Consider the following 20,218-nt stretch of genomic DNA (forward strand, 5'->3'; position numbering starts at 1 on the left):
GACTTTCCAAATATACTTTAACTTCGATTAAGCAACTGAATAGCTATGAGTTATATACGTTGTTGTGTGTAGTGCTATTCCGCTAACTTGGTTTTGACTATTTTCCATTTTCCATATTGGTATTCCAAAATCAAAATTTGCTTCCATCTTCTGGAAGTATGTAAAGGGTCGCTGGCATAATAATCGGCAAATACCACAGCTTGGTCTTCGTAAGCATTTTCAAGTCTAACTTCATAAATTGAAACATAATCAATTCCGCCATATGCATCTGTTGAAGAAAACCAGCTATATCCACCGTTTTTATTCCAACTTGGGCTATTTGTCAATGAGAATGCACTATAAAATTCTTCTTCGCCTAAATGCTTAAGGAAACTTTTTACAACTGAAGTTGGGCCGTCAGTCTGTTCTTTATTTTCTATTTTGTCATCAGAGATTAAACTGTTACTCAGAAATCCGATATAAAATCCGTCATCAGCTTCTACAATTATTTTCGTCCAAGAACTATAAGTTGAGCTGTCAATAATCCTTATTTTATCATTCCGCTTAATTGTAGTCAAAACATTAGTAATTGTGGTCGGTCCTAATCGCAAATTAGCTTCTCTTGCAGAAACGTACTTACTTGGTAGTGCATATATTTTCGATACTTCTATGTCAAATATTTCATTTACAGTAGCTTTGGTTTCTGTTGTATTTGAATATTCTATTTCGCCTTTTTTAAGGCTTTTCATTGTTGAGTTTTCATTAATGGTTATACTATTTATATAGCCTATTGTTCCATTTGATATAACCTTATAAAATCCATCTTCATATTCTATAACTTTTACTCGACTACCTTTTTTAATTGGGCGAATAGCATCAAACTGGGATGGTTTACTCCATAGTTGTCCGTAAGAGCTTGTAGTCGTATAAATATTTGCAGTGTTATATGAGTTATTTGATGAACTCGTAGATGTTGTGCTGTAAGTAGTTTTAGGGTAGGTTGTAGTTGAATTAGAATATGTGCTTGGGGTGTATGTTGAAGATGTATTACTGTCGGGCGTAATATAACCAGGTTGTCCTGTATATGGGTTAGTATTTCCGCGAGTAGAAAAGTTATCTCTATTCGTGCTATTTGGTGCAGTCCGATAATGCGGTTGAACATAAGTACCATTGCTTTTGTAGTAGCCGCTTACATACACGTGATTGGAGTTTGTTTGCGCAAATGAAAACAAAAAAGCAAAGAAAAATAAAATTGTAAATATCTGTTTCATAGTTAGATTTGTTTTTTTTGCATTACACACAACGAGTTTGTATATAGAAAGTAGCGGGTTTTTAGCACTAACTTTTCGGATTATAACTGACCTCTAATTTATTCATTTTGTTTCGATTAAGCGATAAAACCGCTATTTTTTATATACGTTGTTGCCATTAGTTATTTTTCCGATTCGCTCAATCATAACCTTTGCATTCTCGTTTTCAGGGTTTAATTCTAATGATTTTCGATAATTTTCTTTTGAAAGTCCAAACTGTTTATTCGCAAAATAGCCTTCTGCCAAACTATCAAATGCATTGGCTGAATTCGGATGCAACTCCGTATTTAGTTTGAAAACTTCAATAGATTTAATCATTTGACCATCTCTTAAATAGGTATAAGAAAGTCTGTTTATATTATTTTCGTCAATGTTGTATTCACTCGGATTTCCACTAATTGCATTTTTTATAATAGTGATTGCTTTATTTGTATCGTTTTTTTCAAATTCCTGCACAATTTTGTTCGCTATCGGTATTTCAGGTTTTATGTATTTCGAGTTTTCAAGGATGTTATCAATTGATGTTGTCAATTCGTTCATTGCTAATCTACCACCTTGATTTGTCAAAAATATATAGTCATAACCATCGGTTAGGTTTTTCTTTATTAAAGACCTGTAATTTTCCACAGTTCCATCGTGTTGAACATACTTTTTTCCATTTTTCTCGTATGGCATCCAACCAAAACCGTAACCATATTCTTGATCGTTCATATTTATGGATATTGAATTTTCATTTAGTTTCCCATTTTTAAATGCCTCTTTAAGCGTTTTTTGTGAGATTAACTTATTTGTATTCAATGCTTTGTTCCACTTTTCTAAATCGTTTAGAGTTGAATAAATTCCTCCTGGTCCGATTACAGAAGATTCATAATCAACCTTTGACCCAATTAGATTGTATCCGGCTACTTTGTTAGAAATATTTTCTATTCTGGCATTTGTCGCTGTGGTGTTTTTCATTTCCAAAGGCTCGAAAATCTCTTGATTGAAGAATTGGTCAATTGGTTTATCCGAAATTTTTTGTATTATTAAAGCGAGCATTACATAACCAGAATTACTGTAACGAAAATGTTTTCCGTTTTCCAGTCCAAGGGAATCCTGTTTCATAAGGGTTTCAAGAACATCTTTGTTGCTTGGTTCGGTCAACTTATAATATTCCGTGTCCGTAAGTCCTGATGTGTGGTTTAAAAGTTGTCTTATGGTTACAGTTTTTAAATAGGTTGGATAATCTAGGAAAATGTCTTTGATTTTATCGTCATATGATAATTTGCCTTGTTCTTGTAACATCATAATTCCCATTGCAGTAAATTGTTTGGAAACTGATGCGATGTAAAAAACAGATTCAGTTGTTATCTTTTCTTTCGTTTTTTCGTGGGCGTAACCAAATGATTCCTTGTAAATAATGGAATCATTTTTTGTAACCAAAATAGCTCCATTAAACATTCCATTCGAGTGGCTGAAATTGAACAATGAATCGAGTTGTTCGGTCTGAATATTCTTTTCTTCTGATTGAGTTTTAGCACTATTCAGACAGGAAGTAAGAATTAATAAGACAATCAATAAACTATAAAATTGATGTTTCATTCAATGTATTTTTCTTTAAAGACGATAAATTTTGTCGAATGTGACGATGTTTCTTATAATTAATGGCAACGTGTTTGTATATGGCTCGTAGCTTGCAAATAAGCGGTTTTTGTTCGGTTGAGCACAAGCCAGATTTTTAAATTTTACTATTTATCTTTTTATTGGAAATCGTCAAATTTAAAAATTTGGCGACTTTCCAAATATGCCTTAACTTCGTTTAAGCAACTAATTAGCTATGAGCTATATACGTTGTTGTGGGCAGTTTTTTTACCAGTTTCCCATTGTTTCAAGTGTATCAATATTATAAAATATTTTCTCTTTAAAACCATCATTATAAGCTTTCAAAAATAATTTTACGATTTTTATTTCATCTTGGGAAAAATCCTTTTCATTTAACTTTTCTAATCTATTTTTCGATTCTTCTTTATCAATACCTGAAAATAATTGGTACTCTGCTACTTGATAACCAACTTGAGTGCCAGACGTCATATAACTCCTTTTAATTGATAACCATAAGTAGTTAATTAAATTAGCGTCAGTTTTGATTAATAGCGGAAACTTTTCATCATAAAATTTCGTGTAATATTTACTAACTAAAGGTAATACAAAAGTTAACTCATCATTATTTAGAGTTCCTTTCTTCTCTAATTCCTTTTCGAAAAGGTATTTAGATATTTTCTTTTGAAAACTGAGAATTTTTTTTATGAATTTATCATCATCCATCTTTTCTCTCGAAAATAATCCGTTCCACATTTGATGGTGAAATAATTTCCCTTCATCCAATTTTTGTTTTGCGAAAATCAAGCTATCAGCATTGTAAAGTGATGAAAATGAAAAATCATCTTTAGTTTTTTTTATATGATTGATTACAGAGTTTCTTTTGTCCTTAATTTCTGGAAATTGCTCTATAATTCTAGAACAAAATCGTTGTATAATCATAAAATCAGTATCATATCCCCAAAAGGCTTCTTTCGAGTAAGCTATTTTATCTGTTACTTTAAACGACGCTTCCACAATACTTTTAAGTTTAGGCAGTTCAGTTCTTTTAGATTTTATTTCTATCCAATTTAAAAATTGAAAGAGCTTTTTATCATCAATTATGTTTTCTAAAATCTCTACTTTTTCTGTAATTGTTGATTCATTGATAAATTTTTCAAATAGATTTTCTTGTATATCTAGACTTCCAAGCTGAAGATTAAAATATCTGTCAAAATAATTCTGATTTGCTACTCTCTTTTCTCTAATGAGATCATCAGGTTTTTCAGAACTAAAAGCCCAAGTATCATTGATAACGAATAATTCGATTAGTATTTGCTTAGTAAGATTACCGAAGTCTTTATCGTTTATAAAATCTTTAGTTTCATTTTCCTTATTTATCCCAACTGAGTAAGTTTTCTCTTTTTTTGGTAGACTAATGCATCTTTTGAATTAATAATAAATTCGTAAGCTTCTGGATTAAAAATTCTTAATGCTTCTATTTTCAAAAAGTCAAGAATATTTAATTCTTGAAAAATTGATGGTAATCTTAATTTTATGCTATTATTAAACCTATAAATATCTCTTAATGAACTAAAGAATTTAATAAAAGATTGGTTTTTAATTTTTGGCGTTAATTCAGATATACATATTTCAATCACTTCATTATCAAAAAGGTTGTTTAAACTATCGATGAAAATTCTTGAAATATTTTCTTTAGATACAGAAGGAAGAGTATAATCAACTTGAACTATTTTTTCAATATATTTTTTTCCATTTTCGCCAAATTGATGTCTTAAAGCAGAAGTAACAACCTTTTGATCATATGCGAGAATAAATATCGTATTTGCGAAATTACCATTTAGCTTAACGAGTTGAAATATGTCGGTAATTTCTGAAGGTGTTAATCTATCAATATCATCAATAGTTATGTATAACTTTACCTTGGATTCGATAAGTAATTCATCAACATCAGCTTTTAGCTGTGCTAAATCTTTTTCTTGATTAATACCATCCAAAAAATCTTTAACATCTTTAACAGCTTCGCCTGCACCAGAATGGACATATTTTAACCAATTTAAATGTCCCAAAAATTGTGCTATTTTTTTGGAAGCATCTTTTAATTTTTCTTTGTTTGCGTCAAGCTTTAAAAAAAGTTCTTTTAAAAAAACATTTTGAAGTTCTTTTTGTCCTGAAAACATCCAAGGATTAAATCTTAAAGTAATAATATCTTGTCCGCTTTTTTGCGATATACGCTCAACTTCATCTATGATGAAGTTAATCAAAGTTGACTTTCCTGAACCCCAAGTTCCATTTATACCTAAGACAACACTTTCATTATTTTTTTCAAATGAATAAACTAAACCTGAGGCAATTTCAGTTGCGAATAATAATCTGCCAAGTTTATCATTTTTTGGGTCAATAAGTGGTGAATCAGTATGCATATTTAATGTTAGATGAATGTTTTTTTAAATTGCCCACAACGGTTTCGATTATCGCAAGTCACGGGAGTAAGGATGCGGAGTTGTCGGCTTACCGTTTTATTTATTGGTTTTCTAAATTACACTTTTTCGGCAATACCCGTTATTTGCGATGAATCGTTGTTACCCAAAGTTATAATATTTAGATTTTCTCCAAAGTTCCCCATTCAGTCCAGGAACCATCGTATAAAGACTTTTTGTTTTCTAGTACTAATTCACTCGCTAAATAAACGATGCAAGCTGTTACTCCTGATCCACAACTAAAGATCAATTTCGTAGAAGTTGCATTAATGTTTTTAAATACTAATTTCAAATTCTCTGGTTCTTTAAATTTCCCATTATTTAGAACTTTTTCAAAAGGAATATTTATTGAATTTGGTATGTTTCCACTTCTAAGGTTTTTTCTCGGCTCTGGTTCTAAACTATTAAATCGTTTAGAATTTCTTGCGTCAATTACTAATATTTCATCATTTTCTAAATTCTGTTTTATAAAATTTAGATCTGAAATCATATAATACTGGAAGTCGGATTTAAAATTTCCTTCATTAAATTCCAAATCATATTCTTGTTGAGTTGGAAATTTTCTTTTAATCCATTCTGGTAATCCTCCATTAAGAACCGAAACATCTTTATGACCCATAATTTTAAACATCCACCAAACTCTTGGACTATGGTAAACACCTAAATTATCATACAATATTATTTTGCTTGAGTCATTAATACCTAATTTCCTGCTGTTAATTTGAAATTGCTCAGGATTAGGTAGCGTGTTGGGAAAAATGGATTCAGAGTCTCTAAAATCATTTTTAAGGTCAAAATATCTCGCTCCTTTGATCTTAATTTTTTCAAAATCTGATTGAAGTCCTGCTTTATTAGATTCCGTGCTACAATCTAATATTATAATATTTTCATTTGCTAAAATTTCATTTAACTCATCAACGCTTAAAATCGGATTTTTCATTAGCAACGAAAACTTGGTTTATAATTTTGGGTAACGTCTCTGTATATGGCTCGTAGCATGTAAATTAGAAAATTATTTTCGGATTAAGCACAAGCCAGATTTTTAAATTTAACTATTTATCTTTTTTATTGGAAATCGTCAAATTTAAAAATTTGGCGACTTTCCAAATATGCCTTTACATCATTTAAGCAACTGATTAGCTATGAGCTATATACGTTGTTGCCCACAGTTATTTTTCAGGTGTAAGTTTAAATTCAGTTCGTTTATTTCCACTCATTCCCATAAGCGAAAAATTAGTCTCAACGTCCATAATTCCGTCATATGATATCCAATATCCTTTTTCTAAATCAAATTCAGCTGTTGCTTTGTGGGACATTCTCATAAATGTTTTTTTATCAGCTTTATCTTTTGAAAACATCGCCATCATTCCATTCCCGAAATCTCCAGAAACGAATTCTTCAATATCATATTCGATAACAGCAATCTTATTTCCGTTATTCCTTTTGATGTCTTTAAGTCTAACCACGTTTTTCTTGTAAAGAGTGTCCGCTTTAAAGTTTTGGTCCATCGAAATCATATCAACTTTCAAATCCCATTCATCTCCAATTGCAACCGGTTTAGTCGGAAGTTCAAATAATATCGAAATCAAATTGTTTTGAGCACTTTTGTAGTAAAAGCTCAATAATTCTCCTTGTGGACTTACTTTTCCTCTTAAAACTATATTTCCGGTCATTTTAGCCATTCCTGAAAATAAAGTTTCGGTTGTATCTGTTTTGTTCTTTTTGAGCATCATTGCAATGTCCACATTTCCGTTTTTGTCAGGAAATAGTTTTGTTTCATATTTCAAGTCGCTCAATTGCTCTTGCATTGCTTTAAACATTCCGCTCATCTTTTCGGCAATCGAATCATTTTCGGTTTGTTCTTTACTTTTCTCAAGAATCACATCTTGCATTACAGTTTTGTAAGTCAAAGTATCAGCAATTTTCCATTTCAAATCAACGGTTTCTCTTTGCTGTGCATTTGCGGTAAAAACAATTAATATAAATGGAAGTAGTAGTTTTTTCATAATTGTGGGCAACGTCCCCTATTATCGCAAGTTGCGGGAGTAGGAACACGGGGTTGTCGGTTTAGTTAGTTTCTTTCCTTGGATCTAAAATTACACTTTTTTGGCAATACCCGTTATTTGCGATTAATCGTTGTTGGCAAGAGTATCTTCTTACTCATACTCAATTAATTTAGACCGAATACCTTTTCCAATATATATTAAAGCATCAAATTGTTTAAAGTAATTTGTTATATCGCTATTTAATCCGAAAAAGGCATCATATTCTTTATTTGAAAATTCTATATTTTCTTCTATCAATCCGTTCGAATCAATGAAATAATTTTGATTGGTATCTGGTAGGTAACGGAGAAGATTATCTTGGTTCTTTTGGGCTTTTTCTACTTTTCTTTCTTTAATCCACGGCATATGTATATAGGTGAAAGCAAGGTGATAAGAAATATTCGGATTCATTTTCACAAAATCGCTTCCCATAGTTTGACCTTCCATAAAGTCTTTTTCAACTTTTGCCATATGAGCATTTGCAACCCAAACTATAAATTTTTTTTCTGGATTTTGATTAACTAGAAAATCTAAATTTTTTGCCATTTGTTCATCTCTAATTGGAATACCTTCTTTCTTACTACTATGAATTGTATAAATCTCAACAGTGCTTTTAAAACTTTCTAAAAACTGGTGCCAAAGTGGATTAATTTTCTCATTTGATAATAATAAATCTAAGCTGCCTAGAAGATAGCCGACTTCATCTTTCCCTAATTCGTCTCCTGCCGTTTTGATGAATTTATCCGTTAATGGAATAAATCTATCACTCACCGAAATATTATTTTGCTTTAAATACTCACTTAATTTCTTTGCAAAATTATGATAAGTAAAGTATGAGTGAGTTTGATTGTCTAGTCCCCAAATGGTTATCTCATTTTCTTCCACAAATTTGAATAAATCCTGGCATTGTACAGACCTTGTCCAATGTGGGAAAATATTATATTTCTTATGGTCAAAATACAATCCAAAAAAGTCACTCTCAAAAACAATGTTTTTATAGCCTCTTTCATTAACGAGATATTTTACAAACTCAGTTTTTGCTAAAAAATCCGATCCAATGTGGTGCGCTGACTCTCCTAAGAATACTATTCTTTTTCCATCAATATTTTCTGAGACTATATTTTTTACATCTTCAGTTAATAATTTATCAATGGAATTCATTTGATAAATATGCTTCTCAATTTGTGCAAAGGAAATTTTACTAAAACTGATTAAAAAAATTAAAATTGTAATTCTGTTTTTCATAGATATTCTTGCCAACGGTTTCGGTTATCGCCAGTTGGCGGAGTAGGTCACGCGGATTTGTCGGCTTAGTATTGGTTTGTGGGTCAAGTTAATTATTTTCTTACTAACGCTACCGGCTATTGGCGATTAACCGTTGTTGTACACCGTTATTGACCTTCAACCTTATATTAAGTTAGAAATTTAATTTTTCAAATTAACTGCTATTCCGAATTTCTAATTAATTCATCAATTTTTGTATAGAAATCATCTGTTGTTCCATATATGCCAATTATCTTCCGGTCTTTATCAAGAATGAATTTTGTAGGAAAACTTTCAACTCCATATATGTAAGTTAAATCTGGATCACTGGTTCCCTCATTAATTACATTAATCCATTCTAATTTATGTTTTTTAACTGATAATTTCCAGTTCTTTTTACTATCTAAATTAGTTATACCAATAATCTCTATTTTGCTTTTATATCTATTGTAGTATTCTTTCATTTTTGGAAAATCCCTTAAACAAGGAACACACCAAGACCCCCAAAAATCTAAAATGATAATTTTGTCTTCTATCGAACTTAGTTGAAATTCTGAACCAGATACCGTTTCTAATTTAAAATCTGGAGCTATTGTTCCCTTAAATGCTTTTTTAATCGTATCGGTAAAATTAATTTTTGAAGCTAAGTTAGTTTTCATCAAAGAATCTGAGTGACGTTTAGTATTAATTCTTTCATTTAAATCTCGTTTCTCTTTTTCTTTGCAAGACCCTAAAACTATAGCAATGATCATAAGCAAAATTAAATTTCTATTTATACATCTCATAAGTGTTTGAGCTTTTACTAAATACCAGATTTTACTTTAATATAATTAAAAATGTTAATCTAAATAATGGTGTACAACGTCTGCGGATATCGAAAGTAGCCATTTAATTACTGGCTAGTCTGTTATCACTGTTTAGAGTAAAAATACTAAAACTTTTCCAATAGACCTCCATTTGGCTATTTTCGATGATCCGCTGTTGTGTGCAGTAATTTTTTGAACTGTCCTTAGCAGCGACCTTTTAAAGATCATTATGTTAGTCTATTTCAATTATTCAAAAAATTACGGAGTAAGCGCGGCGCAATCATTTAAAGGGTATGTTTTTGACAATAATTGCTCATTATCAAGGTCGGGACTGATATGCGCAGTTATTGCCAAAATTCTAGGATCAAAGTAAGATAGGGGAGTCCGTAGCCTTGCTCCATTGTGATTAAGGTACTTGATTTTGTCAAAAAAATCCATTACCTTAACTCAGGCTTTTATACGAGTTCGCTCGTATTTGAAAGTGCACTTTCATACGATCTCATCGAAAAGCCTGGGTTGAGGAATTGCCATTCCCCAACTATCACACTTACGCAAGGCTACGTCCTTTATTGATTCTAGAAAATACTCCTTTTGGTGTAAAAGCCGCGCTTATTGCTCACAACGGCTCCGGTTATGATTTGTTGCGGAAAAGTCCGCTAGGACTTTTCGGTTACGGCTGTAATTTAGCAAATATTCCTGGAATTTTCAGTAGAAAATTCCGCCGCAATTAATTATAACCGATGTTACCCAATGTAGCGACACACTTTGATTGGTTTTGTTCTTATCCTTTTTTAAAATGTTGTCAGATTTATCGAATATCGGTTTAGATGTGATTTTAATTCTTAAATTTTTTAGAGTAGGAGAGAGGTTTTTGAACGTCCAAATTGATAATAGAATTTTACAATTTGAAGTTTCTCCATCGTGGGATTAAATTTTAAGTTGAATTTTTCTAATTTAAATCGGAGAGAGATTGGTTCCGCGCAGCATTAGCTTTTTAAGTTTGAATTTTAAATTGAAGTTATTTTAATTATTAGTTTTCCGTAGTGCTCTATATCCCAAAAAATACCAGCCAGATTTTACAATTTCACTAATATTTTTTAATTACTTGTCCGCGGTGTTGCTTAGTTTTTTAAATTAGAATTTTCATTTAAATTAATTTCAGCGCAATATTTGATTGCTTGATTATTTCTTGAGTTTCTAAAATAATTTACTCTGAATTTTACTAATTTTGATTATAAATTTTCTTCGGTCGATTTTGTCAGGAGCTATTTTGGGTAACTGTCTAGTATAAGAATTGTAGCGGATTTTCACGCACTAACTTTTCGGTTAAACACAGACCTTTTTTATATTTATTTATCTTTGTTTTAGCGATTAAACCGCTATTATTTTTATACATTGTTAGCATACGTTTTTTTCAATAAGGTCGAATGTTCCTTCAATAATTAAATAGGGAATAATTGATAAGCTTAAACTGTATATAGCATTATACAATTGATCGAATACGCTTTTTGAACTACATTTATTTTTAACCCAAATTCCATCTAATAGAACGCCTCTAATGCCCACAGCAAAACCTTCTTTATTAATTATTTTTTCACAAAATGATATAATTCCTTTAGAAGTTAGTAAAGTAATTAAAGGTGAGAATGTCAATAAAATACAATTGTATTTACACAAATAGATCCAATTAAATAATTCAAATATTAACCCTAATGGACCTATTATTATTGTTATTTTAAAATATTTATTAAAATATTTATTCTCTTTTAAATCTTCACTGGTCGTCACAATAAAAAGACTAAAGAGTTGATATAATACAATAATTATGTAAAAGTATGTTTCCAAAAGATTCATTTAATTTTTTTATAAAGTCTTTTTTTGTTTTTGGTATTTGTCCGTATCTTTATTTTTATTTTATTAATGTCTAGTCCTAAAATATGGCTACAGGTTAAAATTGATTTAAGCTGTTAATTTATAAACCATATTTGGTGTTTGATAGTCTAAAGATAAATGTAATCTTATTTCATTATACAAATTAATTGCATTTTCTGTAGCCCTCTTAGCGTGTTGTAGACTATCAAAGGTCTGGTCGAGATAGAACTCGTCTTTTAATATGCCATTTACACGTTCTGCCATCGCGTTTTCGTAGCAATGGTTCTCTTCGGTCATACTGATTCCTATATTATTTCTTTTAAGGATCTGTGTGTATACATTGCTGCAATACTGGATACCTCTGTCAGAATGGTGTATAAGTGCGTCAATATCTTTAGCTTGATATAAGGCTTTGTTCAAAGCTCTTACACAGCCTTTTAGTTCTAGGCTATTGCTGATGTCATAGCCGACAATTTTGCGACTATGCATATCTGTAATGAGTGCTAGGTAACAAAAGCCTTTTATAGTTCTGATATAAGTGATATCGCTCACCCAGATTTGGTTTGATCTAGTTGTTTCTACATCTTTAATGATATTCTTATACTTGTAGAACCTGTGTAATGAGTTCGTTGTTCTAGAGCTGTATTTTTTTCTAAGTGTCAGCATATTGTGTTTTCTAAGAATGTTGAATAAGGTATCCCTGCCTATTTTTAAATCGGCATTTGTAAACTCTTTGCTCAGTGATCTGGCAAGTTTTCTAACCCCTTCTCTGGGAAGTGATCTGCGCTTTTTCTTGACTATATCAATAACTTTTTTCTCTATTTTCAAACGTTTGTCCTCTCTACTTTTGTATTTGTAGTATGCATCCCGTTTAAGGCCAAAACAAGCTGTTATAGCTGAAAGAGTAGCAGATCCTTTAGCGTTCTCTTTTGCTTTGATCAAGGCTTGATACTTAGTTTTTTTTTAAGTTCAAGCACTGATTTATAGCCCAGCTGTTCTGCTGCCACTTCAAGATAAGAATCTTCTATAAGGGCGTCTATATCCTTTTTCAAAAGAAGTTTCTTCAGCTGTTCAATTTCTTTTTGAAGCTGTTTGATGCGTGTAATCTCATCTTTTGTTTTCACAGTCACTCTGGTGTTCATAAGGTCTTTACGGTTATATTTCCTGATCCACTCGTTTATGGTTGTTGGAGCAATACCGTAAGCTTTACCTAGTTGATACTTGTTTAATTTTCCTGCCGTAAGTTCGTCTAAAATTTTTAGTTTGAACGATTCGGAATACCGTCTGATTACTCTGTCATTTTTATACATAATGTTTGAAATTATGTAGCCTTTATTCAGGACGAGTCATAATGTATGCTAACGTGATTGTGTATGATTAGTTGCGTGTTTCAGCAACTAATTTAGTAAACAAAAACGAACGCGAGAAAATTCCGAAGGAATTTTCCAAGTAGGCAACGACCAAAGCAATTAATTATACACGGTGTTACCCAACGTTTTTTATTCATCTTTTTGTTTTAATTTCCGATTTCCGCCATTTAATTCAGTCAGTTTTTCTTTTTTTAATCGAAATTCTAAATCTTTAAATTCAATCCATTTTGCACTTGACAATGCAAAAGTCAAACTATCTGTTCTGTTCAGAGTTTTCGAGTTTAAAATCAGCGTATCATTTTTATTTTTCCAAAACCCTTCGGTAAAATCAGAACCGTGTCCTTTTCTTTTCCAAAATCTAAATGTTCTGTCTTTAGCCAGAATTAATTCAATTCCGCTATTATTCTTTCTATACCCACTAAATTTCCCATAGAATCTATGCGTTTTTCCATTCGGTGGTTCAATTTTCATTAAAGAATACATTTTGTTATTAAATCTTTCAATGAAATTTTCGTCTCGATAAAAGTCAGTACAGGTATGGCAAAACTTTAGGTTGGTAATCTCAATATCTTCTAATCTGAAAGTGTCAATCATCTTGTCTGGACAACCAGAATATCCACCAACTGCACTTATCAAAATTCTTTTTCCATCAACAAATAATTCGGTTGCGATTTGGTCAATTCTATTTTCCAGCCAATTTTTGTCATTATCTGATAATTTAAAATCTTCTCTAAATCCGTTGTAAAGTTTTAGACTCCCAATTGTATTTAAGCTACCTTTTAAAATTGGATTTTCCAATTTATGAATAGAATCAGTTTCTAGATTTTTTGGAATGTAGTTTAGTAAATCATAATACTCTTTTTCATACAGAGTAGATGATTCAGGATTTTGAGCAAAAATTAATGTGCTGAAAATAAAGTTTAATATGAAAATCGTTTTTCTCAAATGTTGGGTAACGGGTTAGGCTATGAGTAGTTGCGTAGTTTAGCACCTAATTTAGCAAATAAATAGCAGATAGGAAACCCGTGAGGACTTTCACAAGTATGCGAGAACAAGCAATTACTTATAGCCATTGTTGGCGGTAGTTTTTTAGTCGTTCATTTTTATTTTGTGTTCAGTATCTTTCAAAGATTCAATGTCCGAAATATTAAATCCCTGTTTAGAAATATAGTCCACATTTTCTTTCATTGAAACTTGAATTTCTTTTTTAATGGTCAAATTTCCATATTCTTCATAAGCTTCTGGTAAATAGATTGAAAATGATTTTCCGTTTCTAAAAGTTCCGATTTGCGTGTCTCCATATTCGTTTTCAGGGTCTAAAAAGAATAAGTAATCTTCTTGTGAATCAGATTTATTTTTAGAAAATCCAATTGAATGTTCGGGAATCGCTGTGTTTTCCTCATATCCACTTAACCAACCAACAAGATTGTGATAAACGTAAAAGCTAATCGATTGGTCAACTTTGATTATTTTCCAATCTCCGTATTCTGCAATTCCGAAACTGTATATTTTATATTCTTCATTTCCTGAAAGTTCTCCATATTCTTTAATTCCTTTGAGAATGTAACTTTCAGTTGTGCTTTTTGTAAGTATAAATCTGTCGTAATCTTCGCTATTTATTTTCTTTATTTTTCCGAGGGTCGATTTTTCTTGTTCAGCGGTATTTTCTTTAATCCCAAAACTATTAGTGTTTTGACTAATTAAATTGTCTTCCTTTTTCCCTCCAAACTGATTGAAAAGAATTAAAATAATTACTATTGCAATTATGCCTATTATTATGTACTTCACTTGTTTTTTTAAATTACCGCCAACGGTCTCGGCTATGAGTAGTTGCGTGGGTTAGCACTTAACTTTGCAAGTACACACCAAACTGAAAATCCGCGAGGATTTTCAGAAGTAGACGAGAACAAGCAATTACTTATAGCCATTGTTGCCATTAGTTATTTTTTGTAGAAGGAGGTGGTGGTAAAGGGGATTTTCGAAAAATATTTCTTTTGTTTGAAGTAAATCTTTCAAATTCTATATTAGACCATTTTTCTCTAATCAAATTTGTTCTTCTGGACCCAACAAATTCTTCTAATCTATCAATAATGTAATCAAGTGGCGGTCTAAATTTTTCTAAAGAATCTAAGATGACTGAATTACTCTGTTCAGTCGCTAAATTTGTTAAATTTTCAATCGTGTCAATTATGTCCTCTATGGCTCCCGGATGTATAAAATCATCATTTCTTCGCTTTCGACTGATAGATAAACTTCTTGAAAGCGATAAAATTTCTTCTAGTAAATCCCTTTCGCTTCTTAAATCTTTATCTTTTACAGTTCTTGCTTTCTCTAAAGCTCCATTAATTTGTTCTTCTAATCTTGGCCACCACATATCAAATACATTTTCCAATACATCGTTTGACAATGAAGAATCCGATAATTCTTCATTAATCATTTTGGTAACTCTTTTGATTTCCTTTTTTGAAAATTTAGAAGCCTGAAATTGTATTAATGGACCTTTAATATCTGACGGTTCAATTCCGAAAAGTATAGGGCAGACTTTTGATTTTTCAAGGTTTTTTGATAGAGCACCTGCCTCAAACATTATCCAAGGACTATTTAAATTGTCCTTTGTCAGACAAATAATACCAACTTTAGACGCATCAAGTTCTTTTGATATTTCTGAATTCCATCTAGTTCCTTTTGTTATGTCATCAGGTGAATAATAGGGTTTTGCTGCCTGTATTACTCCAGGAATCCATTGTCTTAAAATTTCAGCTATATCTCGAGACAATTCTCCCGACCAACTTATAAATACGGTGGCAGATCGATTGGCCAGGGCTGCAAAACATACTGCTTACGGGGAAACTTCAGTTGTAGGCTCTGGGCCAATTTATAAATCTTCAGTAATTAAAAGCGACACTATCATCCTTAGTTTCGAGAATGTAGGCAGTGGCCTGCAAATAAAAGACGGAAACAAATTAGGAGGTTTTGCCATTGCAGGAAAAGATCAGAACTTTGTTTGGGCAGAAGCTACACTTAAAGGAGATAAAATAATGGTTTTTAGTCCCGATATTAAAAAACCTGTAGCGGTTCGATATGGCTGGGCAGACAATCCAGATAAAGCAAATTTATATAATAAAGAAGGCCTGCCGGCCTCACCTTTTAGGACAGATACTTGGCCATCCTTTTAAATTAAAATAGCGAAGAATGATACTTGTTTGTAAAGCGTTAAAACAAATTGAAATTAGATAAAATGAATAATTATTATATCAGCGAGAAGTATATTCATTAGCTTTTGCAAGCTAAAAGTGCTTTTCATAAGAATTATTGGTTATTAAATAGAATTTAGAATAAATACATTCAAGAGCAAGCTGTTAATGGGATTTGATATAGACTTCAGATCTTATAATGCAGTATTTGTTAATCCTTCGATAGAAGAAAATCACTAAAGTATTATCACTTTTATTCTTCTCAGAACAAATATTCATAAGCAAAGACCTTCGGAACTATTTTTAATTTTTTCAAGACTTAAATCCTGAAATCAAAAAGCTTTCATATGTTATAATTATGCCAAATATGTTATTGTTTAACTAATATGAATTTTCTCCTGAATAAATGTATTTAAATTTATTCTCTAATTAATCCAATCTTGTTGAATTTGAACGTAAGCTTGAAAGATAAACTTCAGGTTTCTAATTCTATTTTAGAAACTATAGGAGATACGCCACTAGTACGATTGAAGAATATTTTTTTTGATTCTAAAGTCGAAGTATATGGCAAATTAGAAAGTTTTAATCCTAGCGGAAGTGTAAAAGCTAGAACTTCTTATAATATTCTCCAGAAAGCAATGGAAGCCGGAGAATTACGTAAAGGAGACACGGTTATTGAGTCCAGCTCTGGCAATATGGCGATTGGTCTAGCCCAGGCATGTTTAGTTATGGGATTAAAATTGATCGTTGTTGTAGATCCTAAATTAAATAAACTCACTTCGCAGTTGTTAGAAACCTATGGAACAACTATAGAGATGGTTACCGAACCTTTAGAAGAGGGTGGATTTTTAGGTGCTCGCTTAGCAAAGGTAAAAGAGTTGCTTAAAACGACGAAAAATAGCTTTTGGAGTAATCAATACGGGAATCTGGATAATCCCAAAACGCACTATCAAACTACAAAAGAAATCTATGAAGCTTTAGATGGAAGATTAGATTATCTTTTTGTAGCTACAAGTACTTGCGGAACCTTAATGGGATGTGCAGATTATATTAAAGCCAATCATCCAAATACAAAAATTATAGCTGTAGATGCAGTTGGAAGTGTGCTCTTTGGAGGTGAAGCTGGAACCCGAAAAATACCTGGCCACGGTGCGGGTGTAAATTCTCAATTTTTAAATGAAGATTATATCCATGATTTTGTAAAGGTAAATGATCTGGAATGTGCTGTAGGCTGCTGGGAATTACTAGAAAAAGAAAGTATTCTTGTGGGCGGCTCTTCGGGAGCGATTATAAAGGCATTTCAGAAATACGAGCACCAGATGGAAGAAGGTTCACGTTGTGCGTTTATACTAAGTGATGGCGGAAGCAGATATTTAGATACTATATTTAATCAAGAATGGTTACTAAACAATATACCGGGCGCCTATGATGCTTTAACGCCCGTTGGTGGATGGAAAATAAAACCTTCATCAGAATATAATGTAGCTATTGTAGGGCTTGGGCCTAAAGGCTTGTACGGTCTGGAACGTTTGCTAGCTCATTTAAAAAGTGAAAATGTTCAGGAAACAGTAAATATTCATCTTTATAATAATAACCAGTATTTTGGTGCTGGTGATGTATATCGAATGGATCAGCCAGATTTTTTGAAAATGAATTTCGCGAATACTAAAATTGATGTTCGCTCGCATAAGCAACCAGAATCGATTAATAATACGGGCAGTTATGTGCAATGGCTTAGCGCATCTACTGGAATTGATGAAAATCAGTTAAAAGATAAATTTTCATCTCGTAAAATGGTAGGTGAATATCTCAGCGCCAGTTTGGAAGATCTAATTTCTTCAGCTCCAGAAAATATTAAGATACATCGTCGTATCCAGGAAGTTATCAATATTACGGAAAACGAGGGACTGCTACAACTAGAAACACGTTCTGAATCAAAGGATAAAACGCTCGTAAAAGTCCATAATGTACTACTAACTACAGGTCATGCGGGAAATCGTAGCGAGGTTTCAGAAAACAAAGGAAATTCTTCAAATATTGATTTTGTATATCCTGTTGAAAAAAAATTAGCCGGAATTCAATCAAATTCGATTGTAGCGATTAAAGGAATGGGATTAACTTTTATAGATGCTGCTTTAGCTTTAACTGAAGGAAGAGGAGGTCGTTTTAATGGTGACGGTGAAAACATGCAATATTTGCCTTTAGGAAACGAACCTGCTATTATTTATCCATATTCGAGGTCTGGTGCTTTGATGATTCCAAGAGTAGGAGAGATGCCTAAGGTTCCCAAGTTACGTTTTTTTACTTCAGAAAAATTAAATAATATTCGAAAAAATTTCGCTCATAAATTCGATTTTTCAGAAGAACTACTACTTTTAATCAGGCAAGAATTTACTTATAGATACTATAAGTTAGCTTTCAGAAATTTAGATGAAAATTTGAAGGAAACTTTAGGTTTTTCTGAAATGCTGGAAGAAATTGAAATTTTTCACAAAAAATATCCGTCGGAAAAGCGATTTTCATTTGAAGAATTACAATCACCTTTTTTAAATTCTGAAACCACTAATACTGAGGATGTAGCAAAGATTTTAGAAGAAACCATATCAATGGTATCTTTCGGAGTAAAAAGTCCGTTACTTGCAGCAATTAGCGCATGGCACGATATAAGTCCGATTTTTAATGAACTGTATAGTTTTGGAGGATTAACAGCGAGGTCTCACCAAATTTTTGATCATCAATACGCTCCATTTTTTAACCGAATTAGTTACGGGCCACCGCTAGAGAATATGTATAAAGTTTTAGCTTTAATTAAAGCCGTAATTTTAGATTTCTCATTTGCTAAATCTCCGGAAGTCAAAGAACTTCAATATGGAAAGTTTGAATTATCAAATTTCTCTTCGGAAGCAGATAATACTTCAATCGTAGATTATCATATCGATGCACGAATTCCTAAAATGAAAATCCCTTCACAGTCTTCTTTACTTTTTAGAAATCTTTTTGGAGAGAACAAAATGCAATTATTTCAGAATACAGATGAAACCGGAAATTACGAAACCGGAGGGTTAGACCTCACGAAGGAAGGACATCCAATAAATATTGATGGAAAATGTATAGATAATATTACGATTTATGGCACACCTACTGAAGGTGTTACTTTCGATAATGATACGCTATCCAGAAACCGAAATGATTTTTCATCAATCTGGGCAAAAAATGTAATACATCATTTCAAAAAAAATATTTCAAATTCTAATAATATTAAATGATAAATAGTAAGTATATCAAGGGAAATCAGGAAAAAGGATTAACGCCAATTACATCGCAATGGATGCAAGAAATTATGAGTCATCCAAAAGTGATAAATGAGCTTTTCACAAAGTTTGGCTCTCCGCTAAACATTCTTAATCCTGCTTCTTTTACTCAAAATTGTATAAAATTTAAAGAAGTTTTTGAGAGCAATGAGGTGAAGTATGGAATTTTCTACGCTAGAAAAGCCAACAAAGCTAAGGCATTTGTAAAACAGGCTTTCAAAGAAAACATTGGAGTAGATACCGCTAGTGAGCGGGAACTTTTACAATCCCTTCAACTTGGTGGAGATGGGGAGCATTTGGTATTAACTTCAGCAATCAAAACTAAAAGGCAAATCGAAATTGCGATTCAGAATAATGTTCCGATCGTATTAGATAACGATGATGAATGCATTTTGGTTAATAATATAGCTGAAAAAAATAATAAGAAAGCTCGTGTAGCTTTTCGTTTAAGTGGCTTTCATGTCGAGGGAAGTAAACTCTATAGTCGTTTTGGCTTCGATATCGATAAAATTGAAGAATACCTGATTAACCATGTTGGTGAAGGTAAAGCCTATAATAATTTCAAAGTAGAAGGCTTGCATTTTCATTTAGATGGCTATTCTACCCAGCAAAGAAGTGAAGCTTTATTGCAATGTATAAAATTAACGCAAAGGTTGAAAGAGCATGATTTTTCATTTCGATTTATTGATATGGGTGGAGGAATTTTAATTAACTACCTGAAACATAAAGAAGAATGGCTGGATTTTGATACGAGATTAGAACAAAGCTTAAAAGGAGAAATTTCTCCAGTTACCTTCAATAAAAATGGATTGGGTTATAGATTAGAAGACGGAATTATAAAAGGGGAAAGAAAAACCTATCCTTATTTTAACGAAATCAATTCAGATAAATTTCTGGATAAGATTTTAAAATATTCAAATCAAAAAGGGAATTCCGTAGCTTCTTTACTTAAAAAGGAAAATATAGAAATACGAATAGAACCGGAAGATCTTTGGTAAACCAATCTGGTA

Annotated in this window: 17 protein-coding genes; 3 read left to right on the plus strand and 14 right to left on the minus strand. The window is 31.8% G+C overall.

All coding sequences use genetic code 11. The features are described 5' to 3' along the window. Positions 1–74: 74 nt before the first annotated feature. The 14 genes from QWY91_RS01105 to QWY91_RS01170 form a co-directional block, all read right to left on the minus strand. Positions 75–1,250: an SH3 domain-containing protein gene (locus tag QWY91_RS01105; protein ID WP_290230854.1), complete on the minus strand. Its 1,176-nt coding sequence runs from the start codon at positions 1,248–1,250 to the stop codon at positions 75–77. Positions 1,251–1,382: 132 nt separating this feature from the next. After that, the gene (locus QWY91_RS01110) at positions 1,383–2,729 is read right to left on the minus strand and encodes a serine hydrolase (protein WP_290230856.1); all 1,347 of its coding nucleotides are present in this window, start codon (positions 2,727–2,729) and stop codon (positions 1,383–1,385) included. Positions 2,730–3,137: 408 nt separating this feature from the next. Then, positions 3,138–3,884, minus strand: a complete 747-nt coding sequence (locus QWY91_RS01115) for a hypothetical protein (RefSeq protein WP_290230858.1) — start codon at positions 3,882–3,884, stop codon at positions 3,138–3,140. A gap of 359 nt (positions 3,885–4,243) precedes the next feature. Further along, positions 4,244–5,290, minus strand: coding sequence for a KAP family P-loop NTPase fold protein (locus QWY91_RS01120; protein ID WP_290230860.1), 1,047 nt, complete (start codon positions 5,288–5,290; stop codon positions 4,244–4,246). A gap of 178 nt (positions 5,291–5,468) precedes the next feature. Then, positions 5,469–6,287 carry a sulfurtransferase gene (locus QWY91_RS01125; RefSeq protein ID WP_290230862.1) on the minus strand — a complete coding sequence of 273 codons (819 nt, stop codon included), beginning with the start codon at positions 6,285–6,287 and terminating at the stop codon, positions 5,469–5,471. Between the two features lie 229 nt (positions 6,288–6,516). Next, entirely contained in the window at positions 6,517–7,353 is an 837-nt protein-coding gene (locus QWY91_RS01130; protein ID WP_290230865.1) for a hypothetical protein, read from the minus strand. 150 nt (positions 7,354–7,503) lie between these two features. Continuing rightward, complete coding sequence (locus tag QWY91_RS01135) at positions 7,504–8,652, minus strand: erythromycin esterase family protein (protein WP_290230867.1); 1,149 nt, start codon at positions 8,650–8,652, stop codon at positions 7,504–7,506. A gap of 185 nt (positions 8,653–8,837) precedes the next feature. Next, the gene (locus QWY91_RS01140) at positions 8,838–9,407 is read right to left on the minus strand and encodes a peroxiredoxin family protein (protein WP_290230870.1); all 570 of its coding nucleotides are present in this window, start codon (positions 9,405–9,407) and stop codon (positions 8,838–8,840) included. 1,452 nt (positions 9,408–10,859) lie between these two features. Beyond that, entirely contained in the window at positions 10,860–11,315 is a 456-nt protein-coding gene (locus tag QWY91_RS01145) for a hypothetical protein (RefSeq protein WP_290230872.1), read from the minus strand. Between the two features lie 105 nt (positions 11,316–11,420). After that, positions 11,421–12,275 (minus strand): IS3 family transposase, encoded by an 855-nt coding sequence (locus tag QWY91_RS01150; protein WP_290230874.1) that lies wholly within the window; start codon positions 12,273–12,275, stop codon positions 11,421–11,423. Next, positions 12,272–12,643 carry a transposase gene (locus QWY91_RS01155; RefSeq protein ID WP_290230433.1) on the minus strand — a complete coding sequence of 124 codons (372 nt, stop codon included), beginning with the start codon at positions 12,641–12,643 and terminating at the stop codon, positions 12,272–12,274. Before QWY91_RS01155 ends, QWY91_RS01150 begins: the two co-directional genes overlap by 4 nt. 189 nt (positions 12,644–12,832) lie before the next feature. Further along, a complete protein-coding gene (locus tag QWY91_RS01160) occupies positions 12,833–13,648 on the minus strand; it encodes a hypothetical protein (protein ID WP_290230876.1) in 816 nt (271 codons plus the stop codon). A 144-nt stretch (positions 13,649–13,792) separates the two neighbouring features. Next, complete coding sequence (locus tag QWY91_RS01165; protein WP_290230879.1) at positions 13,793–14,491, minus strand: hypothetical protein; 699 nt, start codon at positions 14,489–14,491, stop codon at positions 13,793–13,795. A gap of 148 nt (positions 14,492–14,639) precedes the next feature. Further along, on the minus strand, positions 14,640–15,479 hold the full coding sequence (locus tag QWY91_RS01170) for a TIR domain-containing protein (RefSeq protein ID WP_290230881.1): 840 nt from the start codon (positions 15,477–15,479) through the stop codon (positions 14,640–14,642). Positions 15,480–15,504: 25 nt separating this feature from the next. Here QWY91_RS01170 and QWY91_RS01175 point away from each other — a divergent pair, with 25 nt between their 5' ends. From QWY91_RS01175 to QWY91_RS01185, 3 genes are all read left to right on the plus strand, one after another. Next, the gene (locus QWY91_RS01175; RefSeq protein ID WP_290230884.1) at positions 15,505–15,879 is read left to right on the plus strand and encodes a hypothetical protein; all 375 of its coding nucleotides are present in this window, start codon (positions 15,505–15,507) and stop codon (positions 15,877–15,879) included. Between the two features lie 479 nt (positions 15,880–16,358). Next, a complete protein-coding gene (gene sbnA / locus QWY91_RS01180) occupies positions 16,359–19,163 on the plus strand; it encodes a 2,3-diaminopropionate biosynthesis protein SbnA (RefSeq protein WP_290230887.1) in 2,805 nt (934 codons plus the stop codon). Further along, positions 19,160–20,206, plus strand: coding sequence for a type III PLP-dependent enzyme domain-containing protein (locus tag QWY91_RS01185; protein ID WP_290230889.1), 1,047 nt, complete (start codon positions 19,160–19,162; stop codon positions 20,204–20,206). The genes sbnA and QWY91_RS01185 overlap by 4 nt, the downstream gene beginning before the upstream one ends. Positions 20,207–20,218 lie beyond the last annotated feature (12 nt).

Origin of the sequence: Zunongwangia endophytica, from assembly GCF_030409505.1 — a bacterium.
GTDB classification, from domain to species: Bacteria; Bacteroidota; Bacteroidia; order Flavobacteriales; family Flavobacteriaceae; genus Zunongwangia; species Zunongwangia endophytica.